The organism is Sphingomonas sp. PSPC2-2 (assembly GCF_049897725.1).
In the GTDB taxonomy this organism is placed as follows: Bacteria; Pseudomonadota; Alphaproteobacteria; order Sphingomonadales; family Sphingomonadaceae; genus Sphingomonas.
This window is the reverse complement of record NZ_JAFCWU010000002.1, coordinates 180,143-199,283: the sequence shown is the minus strand read 5'-3', so window position 1 is coordinate 199,283 and position 19,141 is coordinate 180,143. Positions and strand designations below refer to the sequence as shown.

13 protein-coding genes and 1 pseudogene are annotated in these 19,141 nt (G+C 63.8%); 7 read left to right on the top strand and 7 right to left on the bottom strand.

Annotated elements, in window-relative coordinates; genetic code table 11:
* Positions 1 to 42: 42 nt before the first annotated feature.
* The gene (locus ACP7BY_RS05190) at positions 43 to 1,275 is read right to left on the bottom strand and encodes a polyhydroxyalkanoate depolymerase (RefSeq protein WP_033964258.1); all 1,233 of its coding nucleotides are present in this window, start codon (positions 1,273 to 1,275) and stop codon (positions 43 to 45) included.
* A gap of 149 nt (positions 1,276 to 1,424) precedes the next feature.
* Here ACP7BY_RS05190 and ACP7BY_RS05185 point away from each other — a divergent pair, with 149 nt between their 5' ends.
* Complete coding sequence (locus tag ACP7BY_RS05185; RefSeq protein WP_033964259.1) at positions 1,425 to 3,212, top strand: ABC transporter transmembrane domain-containing protein; 1,788 nt, start codon at positions 1,425 to 1,427, stop codon at positions 3,210 to 3,212.
* A 116-nt stretch (positions 3,213 to 3,328) separates the two neighbouring features.
* Positions 3,329 to 4,483, top strand: a complete 1,155-nt coding sequence (locus ACP7BY_RS05180) for a saccharopine dehydrogenase family protein (RefSeq protein ID WP_137902531.1) — start codon at positions 3,329 to 3,331, stop codon at positions 4,481 to 4,483.
* 115 nt (positions 4,484 to 4,598) lie between these two features.
* Here the strand turns inward: ACP7BY_RS05180 and ACP7BY_RS05175 are convergent, their stop codons facing one another.
* The 6 genes and pseudogenes from ACP7BY_RS05175 to ACP7BY_RS05150 form a co-directional block, all read right to left on the bottom strand.
* Positions 4,599 to 5,411 (bottom strand): MerR family transcriptional regulator, encoded by an 813-nt coding sequence (locus tag ACP7BY_RS05175; RefSeq protein ID WP_033964260.1) that lies wholly within the window; start codon positions 5,409 to 5,411, stop codon positions 4,599 to 4,601.
* A gap of 292 nt (positions 5,412 to 5,703) precedes the next feature.
* A complete protein-coding gene (locus tag ACP7BY_RS05170; protein WP_171010464.1) occupies positions 5,704 to 6,156 on the bottom strand; it encodes a hypothetical protein in 453 nt (150 codons plus the stop codon).
* Positions 6,157 to 6,559: 403 nt separating this feature from the next.
* Positions 6,560 to 8,766, bottom strand: a pseudogene (locus ACP7BY_RS05165) (ribonuclease R family protein).
* Between the two features lie 88 nt (positions 8,767 to 8,854).
* Positions 8,855 to 11,674: a TonB-dependent receptor gene (locus ACP7BY_RS05160; protein WP_126848772.1), complete on the bottom strand. Its 2,820-nt coding sequence runs from the start codon at positions 11,672 to 11,674 to the stop codon at positions 8,855 to 8,857.
* A gap of 220 nt (positions 11,675 to 11,894) precedes the next feature.
* Complete coding sequence (locus tag ACP7BY_RS05155; protein WP_033964261.1) at positions 11,895 to 12,962, bottom strand: acyl-CoA dehydrogenase family protein; 1,068 nt, start codon at positions 12,960 to 12,962, stop codon at positions 11,895 to 11,897.
* A gap of 105 nt (positions 12,963 to 13,067) precedes the next feature.
* Positions 13,068 to 14,285, bottom strand: a complete 1,218-nt coding sequence (locus tag ACP7BY_RS05150) for an acyl-CoA dehydrogenase family protein (protein ID WP_033964262.1) — start codon at positions 14,283 to 14,285, stop codon at positions 13,068 to 13,070.
* A gap of 229 nt (positions 14,286 to 14,514) precedes the next feature.
* Here ACP7BY_RS05150 and ACP7BY_RS05145 point away from each other — a divergent pair, with 229 nt between their 5' ends.
* From ACP7BY_RS05145 to ACP7BY_RS05125, 5 genes are all read left to right on the top strand, one after another.
* Complete coding sequence (locus ACP7BY_RS05145; protein WP_033964263.1) at positions 14,515 to 15,210, top strand: glutathione binding-like protein; 696 nt, start codon at positions 14,515 to 14,517, stop codon at positions 15,208 to 15,210.
* Between the two features lie 222 nt (positions 15,211 to 15,432).
* Positions 15,433 to 16,959, top strand: coding sequence for a class I adenylate-forming enzyme family protein (locus ACP7BY_RS05140; protein WP_137902550.1), 1,527 nt, complete (start codon positions 15,433 to 15,435; stop codon positions 16,957 to 16,959).
* Positions 16,956 to 17,732 carry a thioesterase family protein gene (locus ACP7BY_RS05135; RefSeq protein ID WP_033964264.1) on the top strand — a complete coding sequence of 259 codons (777 nt, stop codon included), beginning with the start codon at positions 16,956 to 16,958 and terminating at the stop codon, positions 17,730 to 17,732. The genes ACP7BY_RS05140 and ACP7BY_RS05135 overlap by 4 nt, the downstream gene beginning before the upstream one ends.
* Positions 17,733 to 17,869: 137 nt before the next feature.
* On the top strand, positions 17,870 to 18,319 hold the full coding sequence (locus ACP7BY_RS05130; RefSeq protein ID WP_137902529.1) for an EF-hand domain-containing protein: 450 nt from the start codon (positions 17,870 to 17,872) through the stop codon (positions 18,317 to 18,319).
* Positions 18,320 to 18,407: 88 nt separating this feature from the next.
* On the top strand, positions 18,408 to 19,127 hold the full coding sequence (locus ACP7BY_RS05125; RefSeq protein ID WP_033964278.1) for a response regulator: 720 nt from the start codon (positions 18,408 to 18,410) through the stop codon (positions 19,125 to 19,127).
* Positions 19,128 to 19,141 lie beyond the last annotated feature (14 nt).

Sequence of the window (19,141 nt, the reverse complement as noted above, 5' to 3'; positions counted from 1 at the left end):
CACAGAACCTTAATCTTCGCCACCCCCCAAGCCGCGCCCCCCTCACCCGTGCGTCTTCATCCATTCCTCGACCACCGGCGCCACCTTCGTCCGCCATTTGGAGCCATTGAAGATGCCGTAATGCCCGGCACCCTCGGCCATGTAATAGCGCTTCTTGTCCTCGGGCAGGCTGGTCGAGATCTTCAGCGCGGCCTTGGTCTGGCCCAACCCTGAAATATCGTCACGCTCGCCCTCGATCGCCAGGATCGCGATGTCGGTGATCGCTGCGGGGTCGACCACGCGGCCGCGGTGCGTCATCGTGCCCTTGGGCAGCGAATGGTCCTGGAACACCACGTCGATCGTCTGCAGGTAGAATTCGGCGGTCATGTCGCAGACCGAGCGATATTCCTCGTAGAAATCCTTGGTCGCCTCGGCTTCCAGATCCTCGCCCTGCACCAGATGTTTGAACATCTCATAATGCGACATCATGTGGTTGCCGAGGTTCATCGACATGAAGCCCGCGAGCTGCAGGAAGCCCGGATAGACGCGCCGCCCCGCGCCCGGATAGGTGCCGGGGATCGTCGCGATCACATTCTGGCTGAACCAGCTGTGCGGCCGCTCGGTCGCCAGCGTGTTGACCGCGGTCGGCGCTTCGCGCGTGTCGATCGGGCCGCCCATCATCGTCAGCGTCTTGGGGCGCGCCGGGTTGTTGTCGGCGCTCATCACGCAGGCGGCGGCGTAGCAGGGCACTGAGGGCTGGCACACGGCCAGCATATGCGTGCCGCCCTGCCCCTCATTGCTGCCGATCGTTTCCAAGAATTCGATCAGATAATCGACATAATCGTCGAGGTCGAACTTGCCGTCGGACAGCGGCACCAGCTTCGCGTCGCGCCAATCGGTGATGTAAACGTCCGCCACCGGCAGCATCCGCTCGACCGTACCGCGCAGCAGCGTGGCGTAATGGCCCGACATCGGCGCGACGATCAGCAGCTTGGGGCCGCCCTCGACGCCCTTGCGCTTGAAATGCAGCAACTGCCCGAAGGGTTTGCGAAGCGCGATCTCTTCGTGGATCTCGACCGTCTTGCCGTCGATCGTGGTGAAATCCAGCCCGAAGGCGGGCTTGCCGCGTGGAGCCGCGGCATGCGCGAACACCTCCAGCGCGGAGCTGAGGATCTGCCCCCCGCCGAAATAGGAAAAGGGGTTGGCGGGGTTGCTGAGCACCCCTGCGCTGAAGTCGGCCATCGCGCTGGCACCGGCCAACAACGATTTCTGCATTTCATAAGCGTTGTACAACATACCGGACTTTCTAGCAGACAAATCTTATCTTAGCATCAAAGCTTATGCCGCACCGCCGCATTCGGCAATCCTCGCTTTCAATTGAACGTTTCGCGGGCGGTCAGGATCCACGTTGAGGGCAAGCCCGGTCCCTGCTAGGCGCAACGGCTATGGCAGACCCCCAAAACGCTTCCCCCAGCGAACCCGCCCAACGCAAGCTTAGCAGTCTGGCCATGGTGTGGCGCTATGCCCGCCATTATCCGGTGCAATTGGGGATCGCGCTCGGCGCGTTGCTCGTCACCTCGGCGACGACGATCTATATTCCCTGGACGTTCAAGTCGGTGATCGATCGCGGCTTCTCGCATGGCAGCGACATGGCGCATGTCGACCGCACTTTTTATCTGCTGTTCGCGGTGGTGCTGGTGCTGGGGATCGCCACGGCGATCCGCTTCTATTTCGTGTCATGGCTGGGCGAACGCACCGTCGCCGACGTGCGCATTGCGGTGCAGAACAATCTGCTCAACCTGACGCCGCGCTGGTTCGAGGAGAACCGCCCGTCCGAAATCGCCTCGCGCCTCACCGCCGATACCGGCCAGATCGAAATGGCGGTCGGCACCACCGTGTCGGTCGCGCTGCGCAATGTCATCACCGGGATTGGCGGAATCGTTTCGCTGTTCGTGCTCGCGCCCAAACTGGCCGGCATGATCCTGATCGGCATTCCGCTGACGCTGGTGCCGATCATCGTGCTCGGCCGCCGCCTGCGCACGCATTCGCGCACCAGCCAGGACCGCATCGCCGACATCGGCGCGATGGCGGTCGAGGTGTTTTCGGCAATGAAGATCGTTCAGGCGTTCGGGCAGGAACGGCGTGAGGCGGCGCGCTTTGCCGATGCCGTGACGCGCAGCTTCGCCGCCGCCAAGCGCCGTATCTTCCTGCGCGCGCTCCTCACCGCCTTGTTCATCACGCTGATCTTCGGCGCGATCACCTTGCTGTTGTGGAGCACTGTCGCCGATGTCGCGGCTGGGCGGCTGTCGGCCGGATCGCTGACCGCGTTTCTGGCGACCTCGGTGCTGGTGAGCGGCGCGTTCGGGTCGCTGAGTGAAGTCTATGGCGATTTGCTGCGCGCTTCCGGTGCGGCCGAACGGCTGGCGGAATTGCTCGACGAGAAACCCGAAATCGCCGCCCCGGCCAAGCCGATCACGCTACCGCAGCCGCCGCGCGGGACGATCGAATTCGACCATGTCGAATTCCGTTACCCCACCCGGCCCGACGTGGCCGCGCTGCACGATTTCTCGCTGTCGGTCGCGCCGGGCGAGACGGTGGCGATCGTCGGCCCCTCGGGGGCGGGCAAGACCACTTTGTTCCAGTTGATCCAGCGTTTCTACGATCCTTCGACCGGCGCGGTGAAGATCGACGGCGTCGATTTGCGCACCGCCGACCCCGCCGAAGTGCGCGCACGCATCGCGATGGTGCCGCAGGAGACGGTGATCTTCGGTGCCTCGGCGCGCGACAATCTGCGCTATGGCCGCTGGGACGCGCGCGACGACGAACTCTGGGCCGCAGCCGAGGCCGCCAATGCCGCCGAATTCCTGCGCAAATTGCCCGAGGGGCTCGACACTTTCCTCGGCGAAGGCGGCGCGCGCCTATCGGGCGGCCAGCGCCAGCGCGTCGCAATCGCGCGCGCGCTGCTGCGCAACGCCCCGATCCTGCTGCTCGACGAAGCCACCAGCGCGCTCGACGCCGAGAGCGAACGCCTGGTCCAGGAAGCGCTCGAACGGCTGATGGCGGAGCGCACCACGCTCGTCATCGCCCACCGCCTCGCCACCGTCCGCGCGGCGGAACGCATCATCGTGATGAGCGACGGCCGCATCGTCGAACAAGGCTCACACGGCACGCTGGTCGAACAAAACGGCCTCTACGCCCGCCTCGCCAGCCTGCAATTCAGCGAAGCCGCCTGAACCGTGCGCTTCCCCTTCCGCTTGCGGGAGGGGCTGGGGGAGGGCATGATCCAGCCAAACCGCACGGAGCGACCGGCCCCTGCCCGACCGCTCCCGCCAAGCGGGAGGGGAGAAACATGCGCGATTTCGACATCATCGTTTTCGGGGCGACGGGCTTTACCGGCCGTCTGGTCGCCGAATATCTCGCGCACAGCGGTGCGCCGCGCTGGGCGATGGCCGGGCGCTCCGCCGCCAAGCTGGCCGAAGTGCGCGATCTGATCGGCGCGCCCGCCGACACGCCGCTCCTCACCGCCGATTCCGAAAATCCCGCCAGCCTGCGCGCGCTGTGCGAACGCACCCAGGTCGTGCTCACCACGGTCGGCCCGTACCAGCTCTATGGCAGCGATCTCGTCGCCGCCTGCGCCGAAACCGGCACCGCTTATGTCGACCTCTGCGGCGAGCCCGCCTGGATGCGCCACATGATCGACGCGCACCACGCCACCGCGCAGCGCAGCGGCGCGCGCATCGTCTTTTCCTGCGGCTTCGATTCGATCCCGTTCGATCTCGGCGTGCTGACGCTGCAGGAGGCCGCCCGCGCCAAGTTCGGCGCGCCCGTGACGCGCGTGAAGGGCCGTGTGCGCAAAATGCAGGGCGGCTTTTCCGGCGGCACCGCCGCCAGCCTGAAGGCAACGCTCGCCGCCGCCGCCAAGAACCCCTCGATCCTCGGCCTGCTCACCAACCCGTTCGCGCTCACACCGGGCTTTACCGGCCCGCATCAGCCAACCGGGCTGATCCCCGAATATGACCGCACGATCGAGGCGTGGGTCGCGCCCTTCATCATGGCACCGATCAACACCAAGAACGTCCACCGCACCAACTTCCTGCTGGGCGAACGCTTCGGGGCGGACTTCGTCTATGACGAGATGATGGTCGCGCCCGGCCTTGGCGAGATGGGCAAGGCGGCTGCCGAAGCGATCGCGCGGATAAACCCGCTCGCCAGCGCGCACGGCCCCAAGCCCGGCGAAGGCCCCTCCAAGGAAGAGCGCGACGCCGGTTTCTACGACCTGCTGTTCATCGGCGAGGGTGCGAAGGGCGAACGCATCGATTGCGTCGTCACCGGCGACAAGGATCCGGGCTACGGCTCGACCAGCAAGATGATCGCCGAAACCGCGCGCTGCCTGGTCGAGGATGTGGCGGGAGACGGTGGCATCTGGACGCCCGGCGCGCTCATGGGGCAAGTGCTGGCGGATCGGCTGCAGGCGAAAGCGGGGCTGACCTTCCGCTGCGGGTGAAGGCGCTCCACTCCCCTCACCGTTCGCCCTGAGCCCGTCGAAGGGCCCCTCTCCCCAAATGCCACGCCTGCGGTGAGAGGGAGCTTCGACACGCTAAGCCCGAACGGAGGAAGGTTTACCCCCGCGCCTGCACAAAAGCGGGAACCGGCCCGATATCCTTGCCCGCCGCGCGCGCGACGGCGGCCGCCTGGTTGATGAAGTCCCACACCCGCTTGCTGAACCCGGCGTCGGCCTTGCCCTCCCACGCGCCCATATCGGCATAGAGCCGCGCCGAGCCTTCCCACATCGCCGGGGTGGCAACGCGGCTGAACGGTTCGAGCAAGGTGAACCACTCGCGCACGAACGCCAGCGCCGCATCGCTGGCCGGGTCGAGCGGCAAGGCCGCCTCGATCCGGTCGCTCAGCGCCCGCCACTGCGCCAGATAATCGGGGGTCGAGACTTGCGGAGCCGCCCCCATGTGCGCGTGCCACTCGGCCTGTTCTTCGGGCGTGTAATAGCGGTCGATCACGTCCTTCCACGCTTTTGCCTGATCGTTCATGACTGTATCTCCATCGCGGATCAGCGAGCAAAGTGTCGCGGCATCGAGCGGCTCGCCTCGGTTGATGCGGGACAATGCGGAATCGATCAGGGTGATGGCGTCGCCAATCTCCTGCGCCTGAACGGCCAGCCGCTCGCGTTGCGCGCTCAGCAAGGCGGCCAGGTCGATCGGTTTGCGGTCGAACAACCGCTTGATGTCGCCCAGGGTCAACCCGGCCTTTTTGAGCGCGACGATTCGATGCACCCGCTCCAGCTCAGCCGGCCCGAACCAGCGGCGGCCCGACTGGGTACGCAGCGGCGACACCAGCCCACGCGCCTCATAAAAACGCAGCGCCCGCGCGGTCAGGCCGGTGCGGCGGACCACTTCATCAATGGCAAACGAATCATCCATGCCGCCCTTATGCCGGTTGACCTTGGGGCAACTTCAAGGGGTGATTTGGGCGGGAGGCATGTTCTTTGGGCGAGGCAAGCGATTTACGGCCTGAGCAACTATGTGCGGAAGCTGGATATTAAGCCGGATCGCTTCTGGAAAGCCAAATCCATCTACACCACAAGAACAAGATTACGTACTAGATGCAATTTTATACAAATAAATAACGTCTAAATGCATTGAAAATAATAATTTTATATCGAAAATACAATTTAATTGAATATAATTACGGCATATAATATGAAATTCTCATTTATAATCTTGATTTGCGCGTCCACCCTCCAAGCAGATAGCCTAGCGCAGTAACGGCCAAAGCTCCAACGAGCCATCTAAAATCTACACCAGATGCCTTGTCATGAATGACCGCCCAAACAACTAATATTAAAAGAGTTAAAGTAATTGTTGAAGCAACAATACTTCTAAGCCAATCTAAACCTCTGGTATGAATTTCCGTTGCATTGAAAGCTTTCATAAGCCAATTCGCGAACGGCTGAAAATTTTGAAAAAGTTGCAACTCTTTCAATAACTCATGCCCTACAACATAATGTGCATTATATACGGATCCGTCATACGTCCAAACCCTCCAAACTGTATACGGCCCCAAAACAGCCGGCCCCTCAACCTCAGCTCTTTGAGGCTCTTCTCCGGTTTGGCTAGCAACAAATTCTTCAATCTGCTTAAATGTCCAAGACATTTTCACCACCATTGCGAATTAAAATATTGCATTAATTTACATAAAAAATGAATTTACATGATAAATTACATTAGTCAACATATATGTATAAATACTCTGATAGATGATTATTTGCAATATTGTGTTATTTTAGTGCGAGCAACGTTCACTTTAGGAAAATCCGATATAGCTCACCCTCTAAGAAAATTGGCATCCGATTGGTTAACTGAGCAGGAGCCACAAGAGAATGGGTAAGTATCCCCCAAACCCTGTCCTACAAACGCCCCCTCCGCTATCCTGCCACCGCTCTTTGACAGAACCAGCCGTCCCCCTTCCCCGCACACCGGGAAGCGCAGCGATCGAAGTGGAAGTTACCCCTAACTTTCCCCTAACCTTCCGCCCCGAGCCCGCAACAATATCACGCACCCTCAACACCCTACCGCTTCTTCCCCTGATGCCGGATGTTCGCCGGTCGCCCGCGCCGCTTGATCACGCGCGCTGGCCCCTTGCCGCGCGTTTCGCGCTCGGGGGCGGCGCCGCGTCCCTCGACCATCTCGAAGCGCAAAGCGCCCGACACCGGGTTGGCCTCGGCCAGCCGCAGCGGCAGTTTCTGGCCGCTGGCGAAGACCGTGCCGCTATGTTCGCCGACCAGCGTGCGGCTCGCTTCGTCGAAGCGGAAATACTCGCCGCCCAGATCGCGCACCGGCATCAACCCGTCGCCGCCAATCCCCTCGACCGTCGCGAAGAAGCCGAAATTGGTCACGCCGGTGATGCGCGTCTCCAGCACTTCGCCGACCTTTTCACTCAGGAAAGCCGCGACATAGCGGTCGATCGTGTCGCGCTCGGCCTCCATCGCGCGGCGTTCGAGCATCGAGATGCTCTCGCCGATCCGCTCCATCGTCGCGGCTTCGCCTTCGGTCAGGCCGCCGGGGCCGAGCTCATACGCGGCGACCAGCGAGCGATGCACGATCAGATCGGCATAGCGCCGGATCGGCGAGGTGAAGTGGCCGTAACTGCCCAGCGCCAGCCCGAAATGCCCCATATTGGCCGACGCATAATAAGCCTGGGTCTGGGTGCGCAGCACTTGCTCCATGATCTGCGGGCGCGCGTCGCTGTCGATCACTTTGTCGAGGATCTGGTTGAAGGTCTTCGGCCGCACCACCTGGCCGAGCGCGAACTCGATGCCATAGGTTTTGAGATAGTCCTTCAGCGCAACCAGTTTCTCGCGGCTCGGCTGTTCGTGGACGCGGTACATGACCGGCGCCTTCTTCGCCTCCAGCGCCTTGGCTGCGGCGACGTTGGCGGCGATCATATAATCCTCGATCAACTTATGCGCATCGAGCCGCTCGCGCGGGGCGACCGACAGGATGCGGCCCTTCTCGTCGAGCACGACGCGGCGTTCGGGCAAGTCCAGATCGAGCGGCGCGCGCGCGGCGCGGGCCTTGGACAGCGCCTTCCAGCAGCCCCACAGCGGGAGGGGAGCATTGCCGCATCCACCATCGCCTGCGCATCCTCATAAGCGAGGTTCGCCGCGATCCGCACCACCGCACGGGTGAAGCGCCACGATTTCAGCGCGCCGCCTTTGCTCACCTGCAAATGGCAGACCAGCGCCGCGCGATCGACGCCTTCCTTCAGCGAGCACATCTCCGCCGACAGGCTTTCGGGCAGCATCGGCACCACCCGATCGGGGAAATAGACGCTGTTGCCGCGCCGCCGCGCCTCGCGGTCGAGGCTCGATCCGGGGCGGACGTAGAACGACACGTCGGCGATCGCGACGATCGCCTTCCACCCGCCGTCATTGGATGGGTCGTCATCGGGTGCGGCCCACACCGCATCGTCATGGTCGCGCGCATCGGCCGGATCGATCGCGACGATCGGCAGATGGCGGAGGTCTTCGCGTTTGTCCCCCAAAGGCAACGCCGCCACACGCACCGCTTCCTCCAGCGTCTCCGCCGAGAACACGTCGGGAATCCCCAGCTTGTGGATCGCGATCAGCGAGAAGCTGCGCGGCGCGAACGGGTCGCCCAACACTTGCGTCACGCGCACGGTGATGCGCGGCGGGCGCCCGGCTTTTTCGGCCAGCACCAGATCGCCGACCTGCGCTGCGCCCGCATCGGACACCTGGAATTCGCGGCGTTCCTTCTTCTCCACCCCCTGCAGCCACAGCGTCGCGCCCTCCTGCCGCAGCACGCCGAGCACGAGTTCCTCGCCCTTGGGCAGCGTCTTCATCGGGTGCGCGATCCAGCCCTTGCCCGCTTCCTCGGTGCGCGCAAGGATGCGGTCGCCCACACCCAGCGCGCCTTGCTTGCGCTCGCGCACGCGCAGCTTTGGCGCGGGCGTTTCGGCCTCCCAGCGTTCGGGCACGGCCCAGGCGGTGCCGCTATCGTCGACATCGGCAATGCGCAGCACCGTCACCTTGGGCAAGCCGCCAAGTTTGTGGAAGGCGCGGCCGGGGGCGCTGTCGATCAACCCCTCATCGGCCATGTCCTTCAGCAGCGCCTTCAGCAGGATCTTGTCCTGCGCGGTCAGCCCGAAGGCGCGCGCAATCTCGCGCTTGCCCGCCGGGGTCGGCGAGGCGGAGATGAAATCGAGGATCTGCTCGCGGGTCGGCAGGCCGGGCGTGCGCTTTATCGGTTTGGGCATCGGCCTAGCGATACGCCACACGCGGCCAAACGGCAAAGGGCCCGCCACCCCGCAGGATGACGGGCCCTTGCCCCCCGACCGCTGTCGTTCAGAACTTGCCGCGCAGCGTCACGCCGTAGGTGCGCGGCTCGGCCAGAAATGCCGAAATTGTCTGGTTCGCCGTGCCGCCAAAGGCCTGGACGTTGGCGACGCTGTTCGATCCCTGGAAGGGCGTGCTGAACGCGACCTGCTCATATTGCGTATTGGTCAAATTCTGCGCCCACAGTTCGATCGCCCACTGCTCCTTGGGGCCACGGATGCCGACGCGGGCATTGACCGTGGTGAAGCCGTCCTGCTTCTTTTCCGGGAACAGGTCGGAGCCGGTGTTATAATCGCTGGTGGTACGCTGATCGACATAGATCAACCCCGACAGGCCCGAACTGCCCAAACGCGGCGTCCAGGCGATGCTGCTGGTCACGACATTGCGCGGCGCGTTGGACAAGGCCTGCCCCGGCAACAGGAACAACGCTGGGTCCAAGGGTGCCCCGGTATTGCGCCCGACCAAATTGTTGCGGAACTTGGTATCGGCCAGCGTATAGCCGGCGGTGAACGCCACGTTGCGGGTCGGGTAGATCGCCGCCTCGACTTCCACACCGCGCGTCCGCACGCCGGGCCGGACATTGTTGGGATCGCACGCCCCGGTCGACGCCGATGCATCGCGGTCCGCGCCCGCCAGATCGGTCGAGCAGGAGTCGATATTCTGCACCAGGAACACCGAACCGTTGAAGGTGTTGAGCTGGAAGTCCTTAAAGTCCTGCTGGAACGCCGCGACGTTCAGGTTGAAGCGGCGGCTGGTATATTTCACGCCGACTTCATAGGCGTTTACCTTCTCGGCATCGAACTGGAGGTTCGCCGTACCAAAGCCAGCGCCGCGCCCGCCAAACTGGCGCGGATCGGTCGGCGAGAAGATCGGCTGGCCCAGCGCCGAACGGTCGAGGTTGAAGCCGCCCGCCTTATAGCCGCGCGAATAGCTGGCATAGGTCAGCACGCCCGTAGTCGGCTTCCACGACAGCACCGCCGTGCCCGTGAACTCGCCTTCCTTGCGCTTGTCGCTGAGCTTCAAGGCATTGAGCGCCGAACTGGAATTGCCTTGGCACGTCAAATTGACAACGCCCGCTGCCAGCGATTGCAGCGAGGCCGGCAACGCTGCCGCACCTCCGGTCAGGAACGGGGCGAAGAACGCCTGCTGGGCCGGGCAGACGGTGTTGGTGTTGTTGAAATCGGCGCGGAACGTCTTCTCTTCATGCGTGTAGCGCAGGCCCAACGTCAGATCGAGCGTCGGGGTGATGTGCACGATATTGTGCGTGAAAAAGGCGAAGTTGCGGCTGCGCTGATAGTAATTGGCGTTGTTGTCGCCGACATTGTTGACCGTGCTGAGCGTGTTGAGCCCGTTGATGAAGATCGGTGCAGCCGCCCCGAACGCCCCGGTCAACGTGGCGATACCGGTCGGGCTGAGACAGCCCGGTGCGCTGGGGTTACGCAGAACTGCAGCGGCGTTGATCGTCGCGACCAGACGGCACGCGGCAAACGCCCCATATTGCGAGCCGAATTTGAGGTTGTCGCGAACCGTTAGATCTTCATTGGAGAAATAGCCGCCAACGAGCCAGTCGAGCCGATCCTTGAACAGCGATCCCTGCAGTCGAAGCTCTTGCGAAAACGTCTTGAACTGGCGGAAGGAATTGCCGTCCGCAGCGCGATACAGCAAATCGATGTTGCTGTAATCGACGTCGCCGGGGGCCTCTGCCTTATACTCGCGATAGGCGGTGATCGACGTCAACGCGACATCACCGATCTTCCAGTTGATTTCGCCGGAGATGCCGCCATCGGTGGTCTTGCCACGGAAGCTGCGGCCCGGCGTATCGGAGGTCAGGCGGTTATAGGGCGTCATGTTCGCCGGATAAACGCCGCCCGGAAACACCGCGCCCATGCTGGTCATCACGTCGGTGATGCGGTTGGTCCGGCTGGCATAATCATGTTCGGGGTTGGTCCCCGCCGCACCCGGCGTCGGATCATAGGTTTCCACCGTCGAAACATAGACGGCGGCGCAGCAGGATTCGACGCGGTGCGTATAATCCCCGATCAAACGCACCGACAGGTCTGCGGTGGGTTGATAGAGCAACTGCCCGCGTACGAAATAGCGATCGCGATTGTTGAGCCGCTGGCCCGTCACCGCATCGGTGTAGAAGCCGTCGCGCTTCGAATACACGCCATCGAGCCGCGCGGCGATCGTTTCGGTGATCGGGCCCGTGATGCTGCCCGAGGCGCGTACCGCATTGTAATTGCCATAGGTCAGCTCGCCATTGGCCCCAAAGGTAAAGCTCGGAGCCTTGGTGATGATGTTGAGCAAGCCCGCGCTGGCATTGCGCCCGAACAGCGTTCCCTGCGGACCGCGCAGCACTTCGATCCGGTCGATTTCACCGAGATCGTTGAGGCCAGCCCCGGTGCGGCTGCGATAGACGCCGTCGATGAAAGTCGCGACCGAGCTTTCCAGGCCGGGATTGTCGCCCACCGTGCCGATGCCGCGGATGCGCGCAGAACCGTTCGCTTCCGATCCGGTCGAAGACACGAGCAAGGATGGTGCGAGCTGGTTAAGCTGGCGGATGTCGTTCGCGCCTGAATTGGACAGCGACGCCGACGAAACCGCCGACACCGCCAGCGGCACGTCCGACAGCAGCGAATTGCGGCGCGTCGCCGTCACGATGATGTCGCGGGTGGGTTCGTCCGCCGTATCGGCCGCCGCCGGAGCCTTGGCGGCTTCCGGCGACGACGACGGCACCCCGGTTGCAGGCGCGGTCTGCGCCGATGCTGGCATGGCAATCCCAAGCGCAAGCGCGGACATGGCACATGCAGACAACAAGGCGTTCGTCATATCTCTCTCCCCGAAGGACCAGAACACTAATCGGTTCCGTACCCTATCATCGAATTTACCCGAGAACGGGGCCGCGTCAAGCGCGGATACGTCGCAAATGACCGGCAACGTATAGGAGTTTTACGGACTTGCGACAAAAATGACACGACCGAAACGGCCAGAACGCAGCTTCGAAAATGGGTCGCTCATGGTGCAATTGCGAAAGGGGAGCGGATCCCGATCAGTATCCGTTCAACCGGGCAAAGCGCTCCCGGTGAAAAGCGGCATTGCCCCACATCGTCTCCAAGATACGCGCGCGCTTGATGTAGAAGCCTGCATCATGCTCATCGGTCATGCCGATGCCGCCGTGCAGTTGAATCATCTCCCGGCTGACGAGGTGGAGCGTATCGCCCGCCACCGCCTTGGCCAGGCTGACCGCCTGGTCGACATCCGACCGCCCCGCATCGATCGCCTCCAACGCCCCTTCGACTGCCGACCGCATCAATTCGAGCTCGGTAAACATCTTTGCCATGCGGTGCTGCAGCGCCTGGAAGGTCGAGAGCACCTGCCCGAATTGCACGCGCGTCTTCAAATAATCGTTGGTGGTGTTGAAGGCCTGCACAGCCAGGCCCAGCATTTCGGCGCACACCGCCGCAGTCGCGCGATCGACCACGCGCGCGGTGAGCGCGGTATCGCCGAGCCGTTCGGCGGGCGCGTCGGCGAAGGTGATCTGCGCGTGGCTGCGCGAATCCGTCATATGGCGTGGAGAGCGGGTCACGCCGACATCGCCGGAGACAAGATACAGCCCATCATCGGCGGCAACGACAAAGACGCCCGCGCTATCGCCTTCGGCGACGAACGCCTTGGTCCCGCTCAGCCTTCCGTCGACCACCTTGGTCGCGACCTTGGCCGGATCATGCACCGGCCCCTCATCGACCGCGAGCGTGGCGACCACCGCGCCGCTGGCAATGCGCGGCAACCATTCGGCCTTCGCCGTCTCGGATTCGCCCAAGACGATTGCGCTCGCCGCCGCCGACGTCGCTGCCAGTGGCGACGCCGCCAGATTGCGACCAAGCTGTTCCAGCACGAGGCCAAGCGACAGATAGCCAAAGGCAGTCCCGCCAAAAGCCTCGGGAATGACGATACCGGCCACCCCCATTTCGGACAGCGCTTGCCACGCCGCCGCATCATAACCCGCGCTCGGTGCGGCCGCGCGCATCTTGCGGAAGGCGGTCACGGGCGATTCATTGTCGGACCACTCGCGCACCATGTCGCGGAGCATCGTTTGTTCGTCGTTGAGTACGGCCATCTCGCGGTCCCCGTTTTGTGATGGGTGAAACGGGGGAGGATGGCTTCTGCCGTCCTTCACCCCGCCCCTCTCCGGCCCGCCGCAGTTGCGGCAGCCTATCTGGAATTACTGGTGATCGAGCATCCCGAGGATGCGCTTCGAAATCACGTTGTTCTGGATCTCGGTCGACCCGCCATAGATCGACACCGCCTTGCCCCACAGCCAGGTGCGCGTCTGGGTCAGTTCGTCCTCACTGAAGCCCTCGCCCTCCCAGCCCAGCCCGGCCATGCCCATGATCTCGATCGACAGCTCCGCGCGTTCCTGCGTGATGCGCGCGCCGACATTCTTCATGATCGAGGTCGCCGCCGACGGCCCCTGGTTCGACTTGGCTTCCAGCGCGGCACGGCGCAGCGTCAGCGCGAAGGCGCGGCTGTCCATCTCATGCCGCACGATGCGCATGCGCAAATCGCTGTCGGGCACGCGGCCCTGCTCATCCGCGCCGCGATATTCCTTGGCCAGCGCCCCCATCGCCTTGCCCGCGAACAGCCGCGAGGCACCGCCGCCGCCCGACAGGCTGTTACGCTCATGCTGGAGCAGCCGCGTGCCGATCTCCCAGCCCTGCCCCTCGCGCCCCACGAGATTTTCCTTGGGCACCTTCACATTGGTGAAGAAGGTTTCGCAAAACGGCGACTGGCCCGAAATCATGCGAATCGGCTTCACCTCGACGCCGGGCGAAGTCATGTCGAGCAGCAGGAAGCTGATGCCGCCGTGCTTTTGCGATTTGTCGGTGCGCACCAGCGCGAAGCATTTGTCGGCCCACTGCCCGCCCGACGTCCAGGTCTTTTGCCCGTTGACGATATAATGGTCGCCCGCGTCCTCGGCGAAGGTCTGCACATTGGCGAGGTCCGACCCGGCATTGGGCTCGGAATAGCCCTGGCACCAGCGCACCTCACCCTTGGCGATAGCCGGGATATGTTCGTGCTTCTGCGCCTCGCTGCCATATTCGAGCAGCGTCGGGCCGAACATCATCACGCCCATGCCGCCAATCGGGTTCCACGCGCCAATCCGCGCCATTTCCTCCTGCAGGACGCGGATTTCGGCCTTGTCGAGCCCACCGCCGCCATAAGCCTTGGGCCAGCCGGGAACACCCCAGCCCTTTTCGCCCATTGCGGCCTTCCAGGCGATTTCATCTGCGGACAGTTCGGTTGGGCCTTCGAGCGCGGACAGGGCATTGTCCTTGCCCTTGAGCGCAGGCGGGAAGTTGGCGGCAAGCCAGGCGCGGGCCGTCTGGCGGAACTCGTCAAGCGCGGTCGCTGGAGCGTCGAGTTCGGGCGCAGTCGCCATAAAACCTGTCCTTGCTGATAAAATCTGAAGATTGGGTATGGCGAAGCGATGCCACAGAATGGGCGTCGTGAAAAGCGTTATTGGGCGCGTTGCAGCGATCGCCCGTTCGGTAAGGCGGCACCGGGCCGCGACGCTTCAGGCCGCAATCGGCACCGGCATTGTTGCCCGGCGCAGTTGCGGACGCGTAGCGGCTCCCCATCTCCCGCGTGACGCAAGAGGAGCTTGGCGCATGATCGACCTGCATTACTGGCCCACGCCGAACGGCCACAAAATCACGCTATTTCTGGAGGAGGCCGGGGTCGAGTATCGCATCATTCCGGTCAACATCGGCGCAGGCGACCAATTCCAGCCGGATTTCCTGAAGATCGCGCCCAACAACCGTATGCCCGCAATCATCGATCACGACCCCGCCGATGGTGGCGAGCCGATCGCGATCTTCGAATCGGGGGCGATCCTGCTCTATCTGGCCGACAAATATGGCGCGTTCATCGGCGCGGACTTGCGCAGCCGCACCGAGACGATTCAGTGGCTGATGTGGCAGATGGGTGGATTGGGGCCGATGCTCGGGCAGAACCATCACTTCAGCGGCTATGCCCCTGAAAAAATTCCTTATGCGATCGATCGTTATGTCAAGGAAACCAATCGCTTATACGGCGTTCTCGATCGCCGCCTGGCCGACCGGGATTTCATCACCGGCGAATATTCGATCGCCGACATGGCCTGCTACCCCTGGATCGTGCCGTATGAACGCCAGGGCCAAAATCTCGGCGATTTCCCGAACGTGAAGCGCTGGTTCGAGGCGATCGCCGCACGCCCGCACACGATCGCCGCTTATGCCAAGGGGGTCGCGATCAGCGACAACAAGCCGATGACCGAGGAGGCGAAGAAGATCCTGTTTGGGCAGACGGCAAAGGTACTGGGGTAACGACTCCTCCCCGCGTCGGGGAGAGGGGGACCATGAGCATTGAGCGAGTGGTGGAGGGGGCGTGCCGCGGGCGGAACTCCCGTGGAGCCCCCTCCACCACCCGACTGACGAAGCCCCCCCTCCCCGTTCCGGGGAGGATCGATCGTTCGAACATCGCGTATGGTGTTTCCCTCTCTCTTGTTCTAGCGAATCGAAGATCGGGATTTGCTGAGAAGGGACATGATGACCGCTGCCGAAATGCTCGCGAGTGACTTTGCGACCTTGCCCGACCTGATCCGTGCGCACGCCGCGGAGCAGGGGGACAAGGTCGCCCTGGCCGAAGCCGACGGCGAGCTGGATTATGCCAGTCTCGACGCGCTGGTCGACCGCGTCGCCGCCGCGCTTCAGCGTGATGGCGTGCGGCAGGGCGACGCCGTCGCGATCGTCGCCGCCGCCAGCATCGATTATGTCGCGATCTTCCTCGGCGCGCTCCGGGCCGGGTGCGTGGCGACCCCGCTCGCGCCATCGGGGACGCCCGATAGCATCGTTGCGATGATCGCCGATTGCGCGGCCCCCATCACCTTCGTCGACGCCGAGGCGGCAAGCGCATTGGGCGGACACCATATTCCCGGCAAGCTCGTCCATCTGAAATCGCTGGGATCGTGGCTCGCCCCGGTCGGCGCGCGGCCGACACCGGTCACGATCGCGCCCGAGGATGGCTTCAACATCATCTACTCGTCGGGCACCACCGGCGTCCCCAAGGGGATCGTACAAAGCCACGCGATGCGCTGGGCACATATCAACCGCAACGAGGCCGCCGGGTTCGCCGACGCGGTGACGATGATCGCGACGCCGCTATATTCCAACACCACTTTGGTCAGCGTGCTGCCCACGCTCGGCTGGGGCGGCACTGTGGTGTTGCTGAAGAAGTTCGACGCGCGCGGCTATCTGACGCTCGCCGAACGCCACCGCGCCACGCACACCATGCTGGTGCCGGTGCAATATCAGCGGATCATGGCACTGCCCGATTTCGATCGCTTCGATCTGTCGAGCTTCCGCTTCAAGACCTGCACCTCCGCCCCGTTCCCGCCGGCACTGAAGGCCGATGTCGTCGCGCGCTGGCCGGGGCTGCTGGTCGAATATTACGGCATGACCGAGGGCGGCGGCACCTGCCTGCTGATCGCCAACGCCTTTCCCGACAAGCTCCACACCGTCGGCCGCCCGGTCGAGGGCCACGACATCCGCCTGATCGACGATGACGGTCGCGAGGTGCCGCAGGGCGAAATGGGTGAGGTGGTCGGCCGCAGCCCGGCGATGATGACCGCCTATCACGGCCGCAAGGACGCCACCGCCGCTGCGGAATGGTTCGATGCCGATGGCAACCGCTTTATCCGCCACGGCGATGTCGGGCGCTTCGATGCCGACGGCTTCCTGACCCTGCTCGACCGCAAGAAGGACCTGATTATCTCGGGCGGCTTCAACATCTATCCAACCGATCTTGAGGCGGTGCTTGCCCGCCACCCTGCCGTCGCCGATTGCAGCGTCATCGGCGTGCCGAGTGAGAAATGGGGGGAAAGCCCGGTCGGCTTTTACGTGCCGCACACCGGGGTCGACGCCAACATCGCCGAGATCCTCGACTGGACCAATGCGCAACTTGGCAAGACCCAGCGTCTGGCGGCACTCCACGCGATTGCCGAACTCCCGCGCAGCGCGATCGGCAAGGTGCTCAAACGCGAGTTGCGCGATCGCTTGGCGGAGCACGCGCTGTGACCCCGATCCACCAGATTCTCTCCACCGCGCAGCCGGTCGAAGGCGGCTTCCGCACCGAAATTCCCTCCGACTGGCTGCAAGGGCGCACCGCTTATGGCGGCCTGTCGAGCGCGCTGGCGCTACACGCCGCGCAAGGTATCGAACCCGATCTGCCACCGCTGCGGTCGGCGCAAGTCTCCTTCATCGGGCCGCTGGCGGGCGCGGTCACGGTCATCGCGACCAAATTGCGCCGCGGCCGCACCGCCGCCTTCATCCAGGCCGATATCGTGTCCGAAGCGGGGCTCGGCTATCGCGCAATCTTCGTCTTCATGGCCGAACAGCCCTCGCGCATTGCGCTCAGCGGTGGATTGCAGCGTGCGGTCACCCCGCCTGCTCCAGACGCCACGCTCTACACGGGCCCCGACGGCTTTTTCACCGGCAATTTCAACTTCCTCGACCTGAAGGATCAGGCGCCGGGCGAAGCCGAATGGCTGCGCTGGGCGCGGTTGCGCGATGCGTCGGGGATCGACCCGATGGTCGAGGTGCTGGCGCTGGCCGACGCGCTACCGCCCGCCGCGTTCAAACTGCTCGGCAAGCAGCCCGCGCCGCTCAGTTCCCTGACGTGGATCGTCAACCTGCTGACGCCCGCCCCCGCCACCCGCGATGGCTGGTGGTTGCTCGCGGCCGAATCGGCCCACGCGGTCAATGGCGGATCGAGCCAGACGATGATGCTGTGGAATGCCGACGGCACCCCCATTGCCCAGGGGATGCAAAGCGTCGCCATCTTCGCGTGACCGCCGGGCGTGGTTGCCACGCCTTGCGACATTTTGCGACACTTTGCCCCCATCCCCGGGATAGTGGCGCGACAGATGCCACGGCATAACCGCGCAACCGACACGCCATCGCCAAGGCAGCATCAGGAGACCAGCCGATGAGGTTCACCCGCATTCTTACTGCAGCCGCAGTTGCCGCGCTTGCGACCGCTGCGGCCGTTGCACAGGGCGGTGGCATGACGCAGGCGGACACCAATGGCGATGGCATGATCTCCAAGGCCGAAGCCACGGCGCAAGCGAATGCGCGGTTCGACGCGATGGATACCAATAAGGACGGCTTCCTCTCGGCCGACGAGCAGACGGGTCCGGCGGCGCGATTGCTGGCGCGCGCCGATACCGATGGCGACGGCAAGATCTCGCGCGCCGAATATCTTGCGCAAGCCGACAAGCGTTTCGCGCGCATCGACGCCAATGGCGATGGCCAGATCACCAGGGACGAATTGGCCGCCTGGACCGACCGCGCGCGCAAGGCGGTGATGCAGCGCCGCAGCGACCCTGCGGATGCGATCGCGCCCGCGCCAACCCCTTCCCCCAATCCGGGCCAATAATCCCCAGGCCCGGCCGCCGGGCGAGCATGCCCCCCGCTCGCCCGGCACCTTTTTCCAAGTGGATCGCGTCATGCTAAACACCGACACCATGGGGGAAACGCCGCATCTGTTGCTGGTTGACGACGAACGCTCGATCCGCGAGCCGCTCGCGCAGTTCCTGACGCGGCAGGGCTTTCGCGTGACGCAAGCAGGCGACGCCGAGGGCGCGCGCGCGCGGATGACAGCCTACGCGATCGACCTCGTCATTCTCGATATCATGATGCCCGGTGAGGACGGCCTGTCGCTCACGCGCCATATTCGCGAGAGCGGCGAAATCCCCGTCATCCTCCTCACCGCCCGCACCGAGGAAACCGACCGCATCGTCGGACTCGAAATGGGCGCGGACGATTATGTGGTGAAGCCGTTTTCGCCACGTGAACTGGCGGCGCGCGTCAAGGTTATCCTGCGCCGTGCCGCCGCGGGCGGCGTGCGCCAACACGCGCCCGAGACCGGATCCTTCGCCTTTGCCGGATGGGTGCTGAAATCGGGCGAGCGTACTCTGGTCGATCGCGACGGCGTGTCGGTGCCGTTGTCGACCGGCGAATATAATTTGCTGCACGCGCTGGTCACGCGCCCGCGTCAGGTGCTGACTCGCGACCAGTTGCTCGATCTCACGCAAGGGCGCGAGGCGGCCGCATTCGACCGCGCGATCGACAACCAGGTCAGCCGCCTGCGCCGCAAGATCGAGGCCGATCCCAAGGCTCCCGAACTGATCAAGACCGTATGGGGCGGCGGCTATACGCTGGCCGCCGAAGTGACCCGGCTGTGACGACGGCGCGCCCT

What these genes read in the sequence shown, in the direction of transcription:
- ACP7BY_RS05190 (WP_033964258.1), bottom strand. Translation starts at nt 1,275, where the DNA reads ATGTTGTACAACGCTTATGAAATGCAGAAATCGTTGTTGGCCGGTGCC.
- ACP7BY_RS05185 (WP_033964259.1), top strand. Translation starts at nt 1,425, where the DNA reads ATGGCAGACCCCCAAAACGCTTCCCCCAGCGAACCCGCCCAACGCAAG.
- ACP7BY_RS05180 (WP_137902531.1), top strand. Translation starts at nt 3,329, where the DNA reads ATGCGCGATTTCGACATCATCGTTTTCGGGGCGACGGGCTTTACCGGC.
- ACP7BY_RS05175 (WP_033964260.1), bottom strand. Translation starts at nt 5,411, where the DNA reads ATGGATGATTCGTTTGCCATTGATGAAGTGGTCCGCCGCACCGGCCTG.
- ACP7BY_RS05170 (WP_171010464.1), bottom strand. Translation starts at nt 6,156, where the DNA reads ATGGTGGTGAAAATGTCTTGGACATTTAAGCAGATTGAAGAATTTGTT.
- ACP7BY_RS05160 (WP_126848772.1), bottom strand. Translation starts at nt 11,674, where the DNA reads ATGACGAACGCCTTGTTGTCTGCATGTGCCATGTCCGCGCTTGCGCTT.
- ACP7BY_RS05155 (WP_033964261.1), bottom strand. Translation starts at nt 12,962, where the DNA reads ATGGCCGTACTCAACGACGAACAAACGATGCTCCGCGACATGGTGCGC.
- ACP7BY_RS05150 (WP_033964262.1), bottom strand. Translation starts at nt 14,285, where the DNA reads ATGGCGACTGCGCCCGAACTCGACGCTCCAGCGACCGCGCTTGACGAG.
- ACP7BY_RS05145 (WP_033964263.1), top strand. Translation starts at nt 14,515, where the DNA reads ATGATCGACCTGCATTACTGGCCCACGCCGAACGGCCACAAAATCACG.
- ACP7BY_RS05140 (WP_137902550.1), top strand. Translation starts at nt 15,433, where the DNA reads ATGACCGCTGCCGAAATGCTCGCGAGTGACTTTGCGACCTTGCCCGAC.
- ACP7BY_RS05130 (WP_137902529.1), top strand. Translation starts at nt 17,870, where the DNA reads ATGAGGTTCACCCGCATTCTTACTGCAGCCGCAGTTGCCGCGCTTGCG.
- ACP7BY_RS05125 (WP_033964278.1), top strand. Translation starts at nt 18,408, where the DNA reads ATGGGGGAAACGCCGCATCTGTTGCTGGTTGACGACGAACGCTCGATC.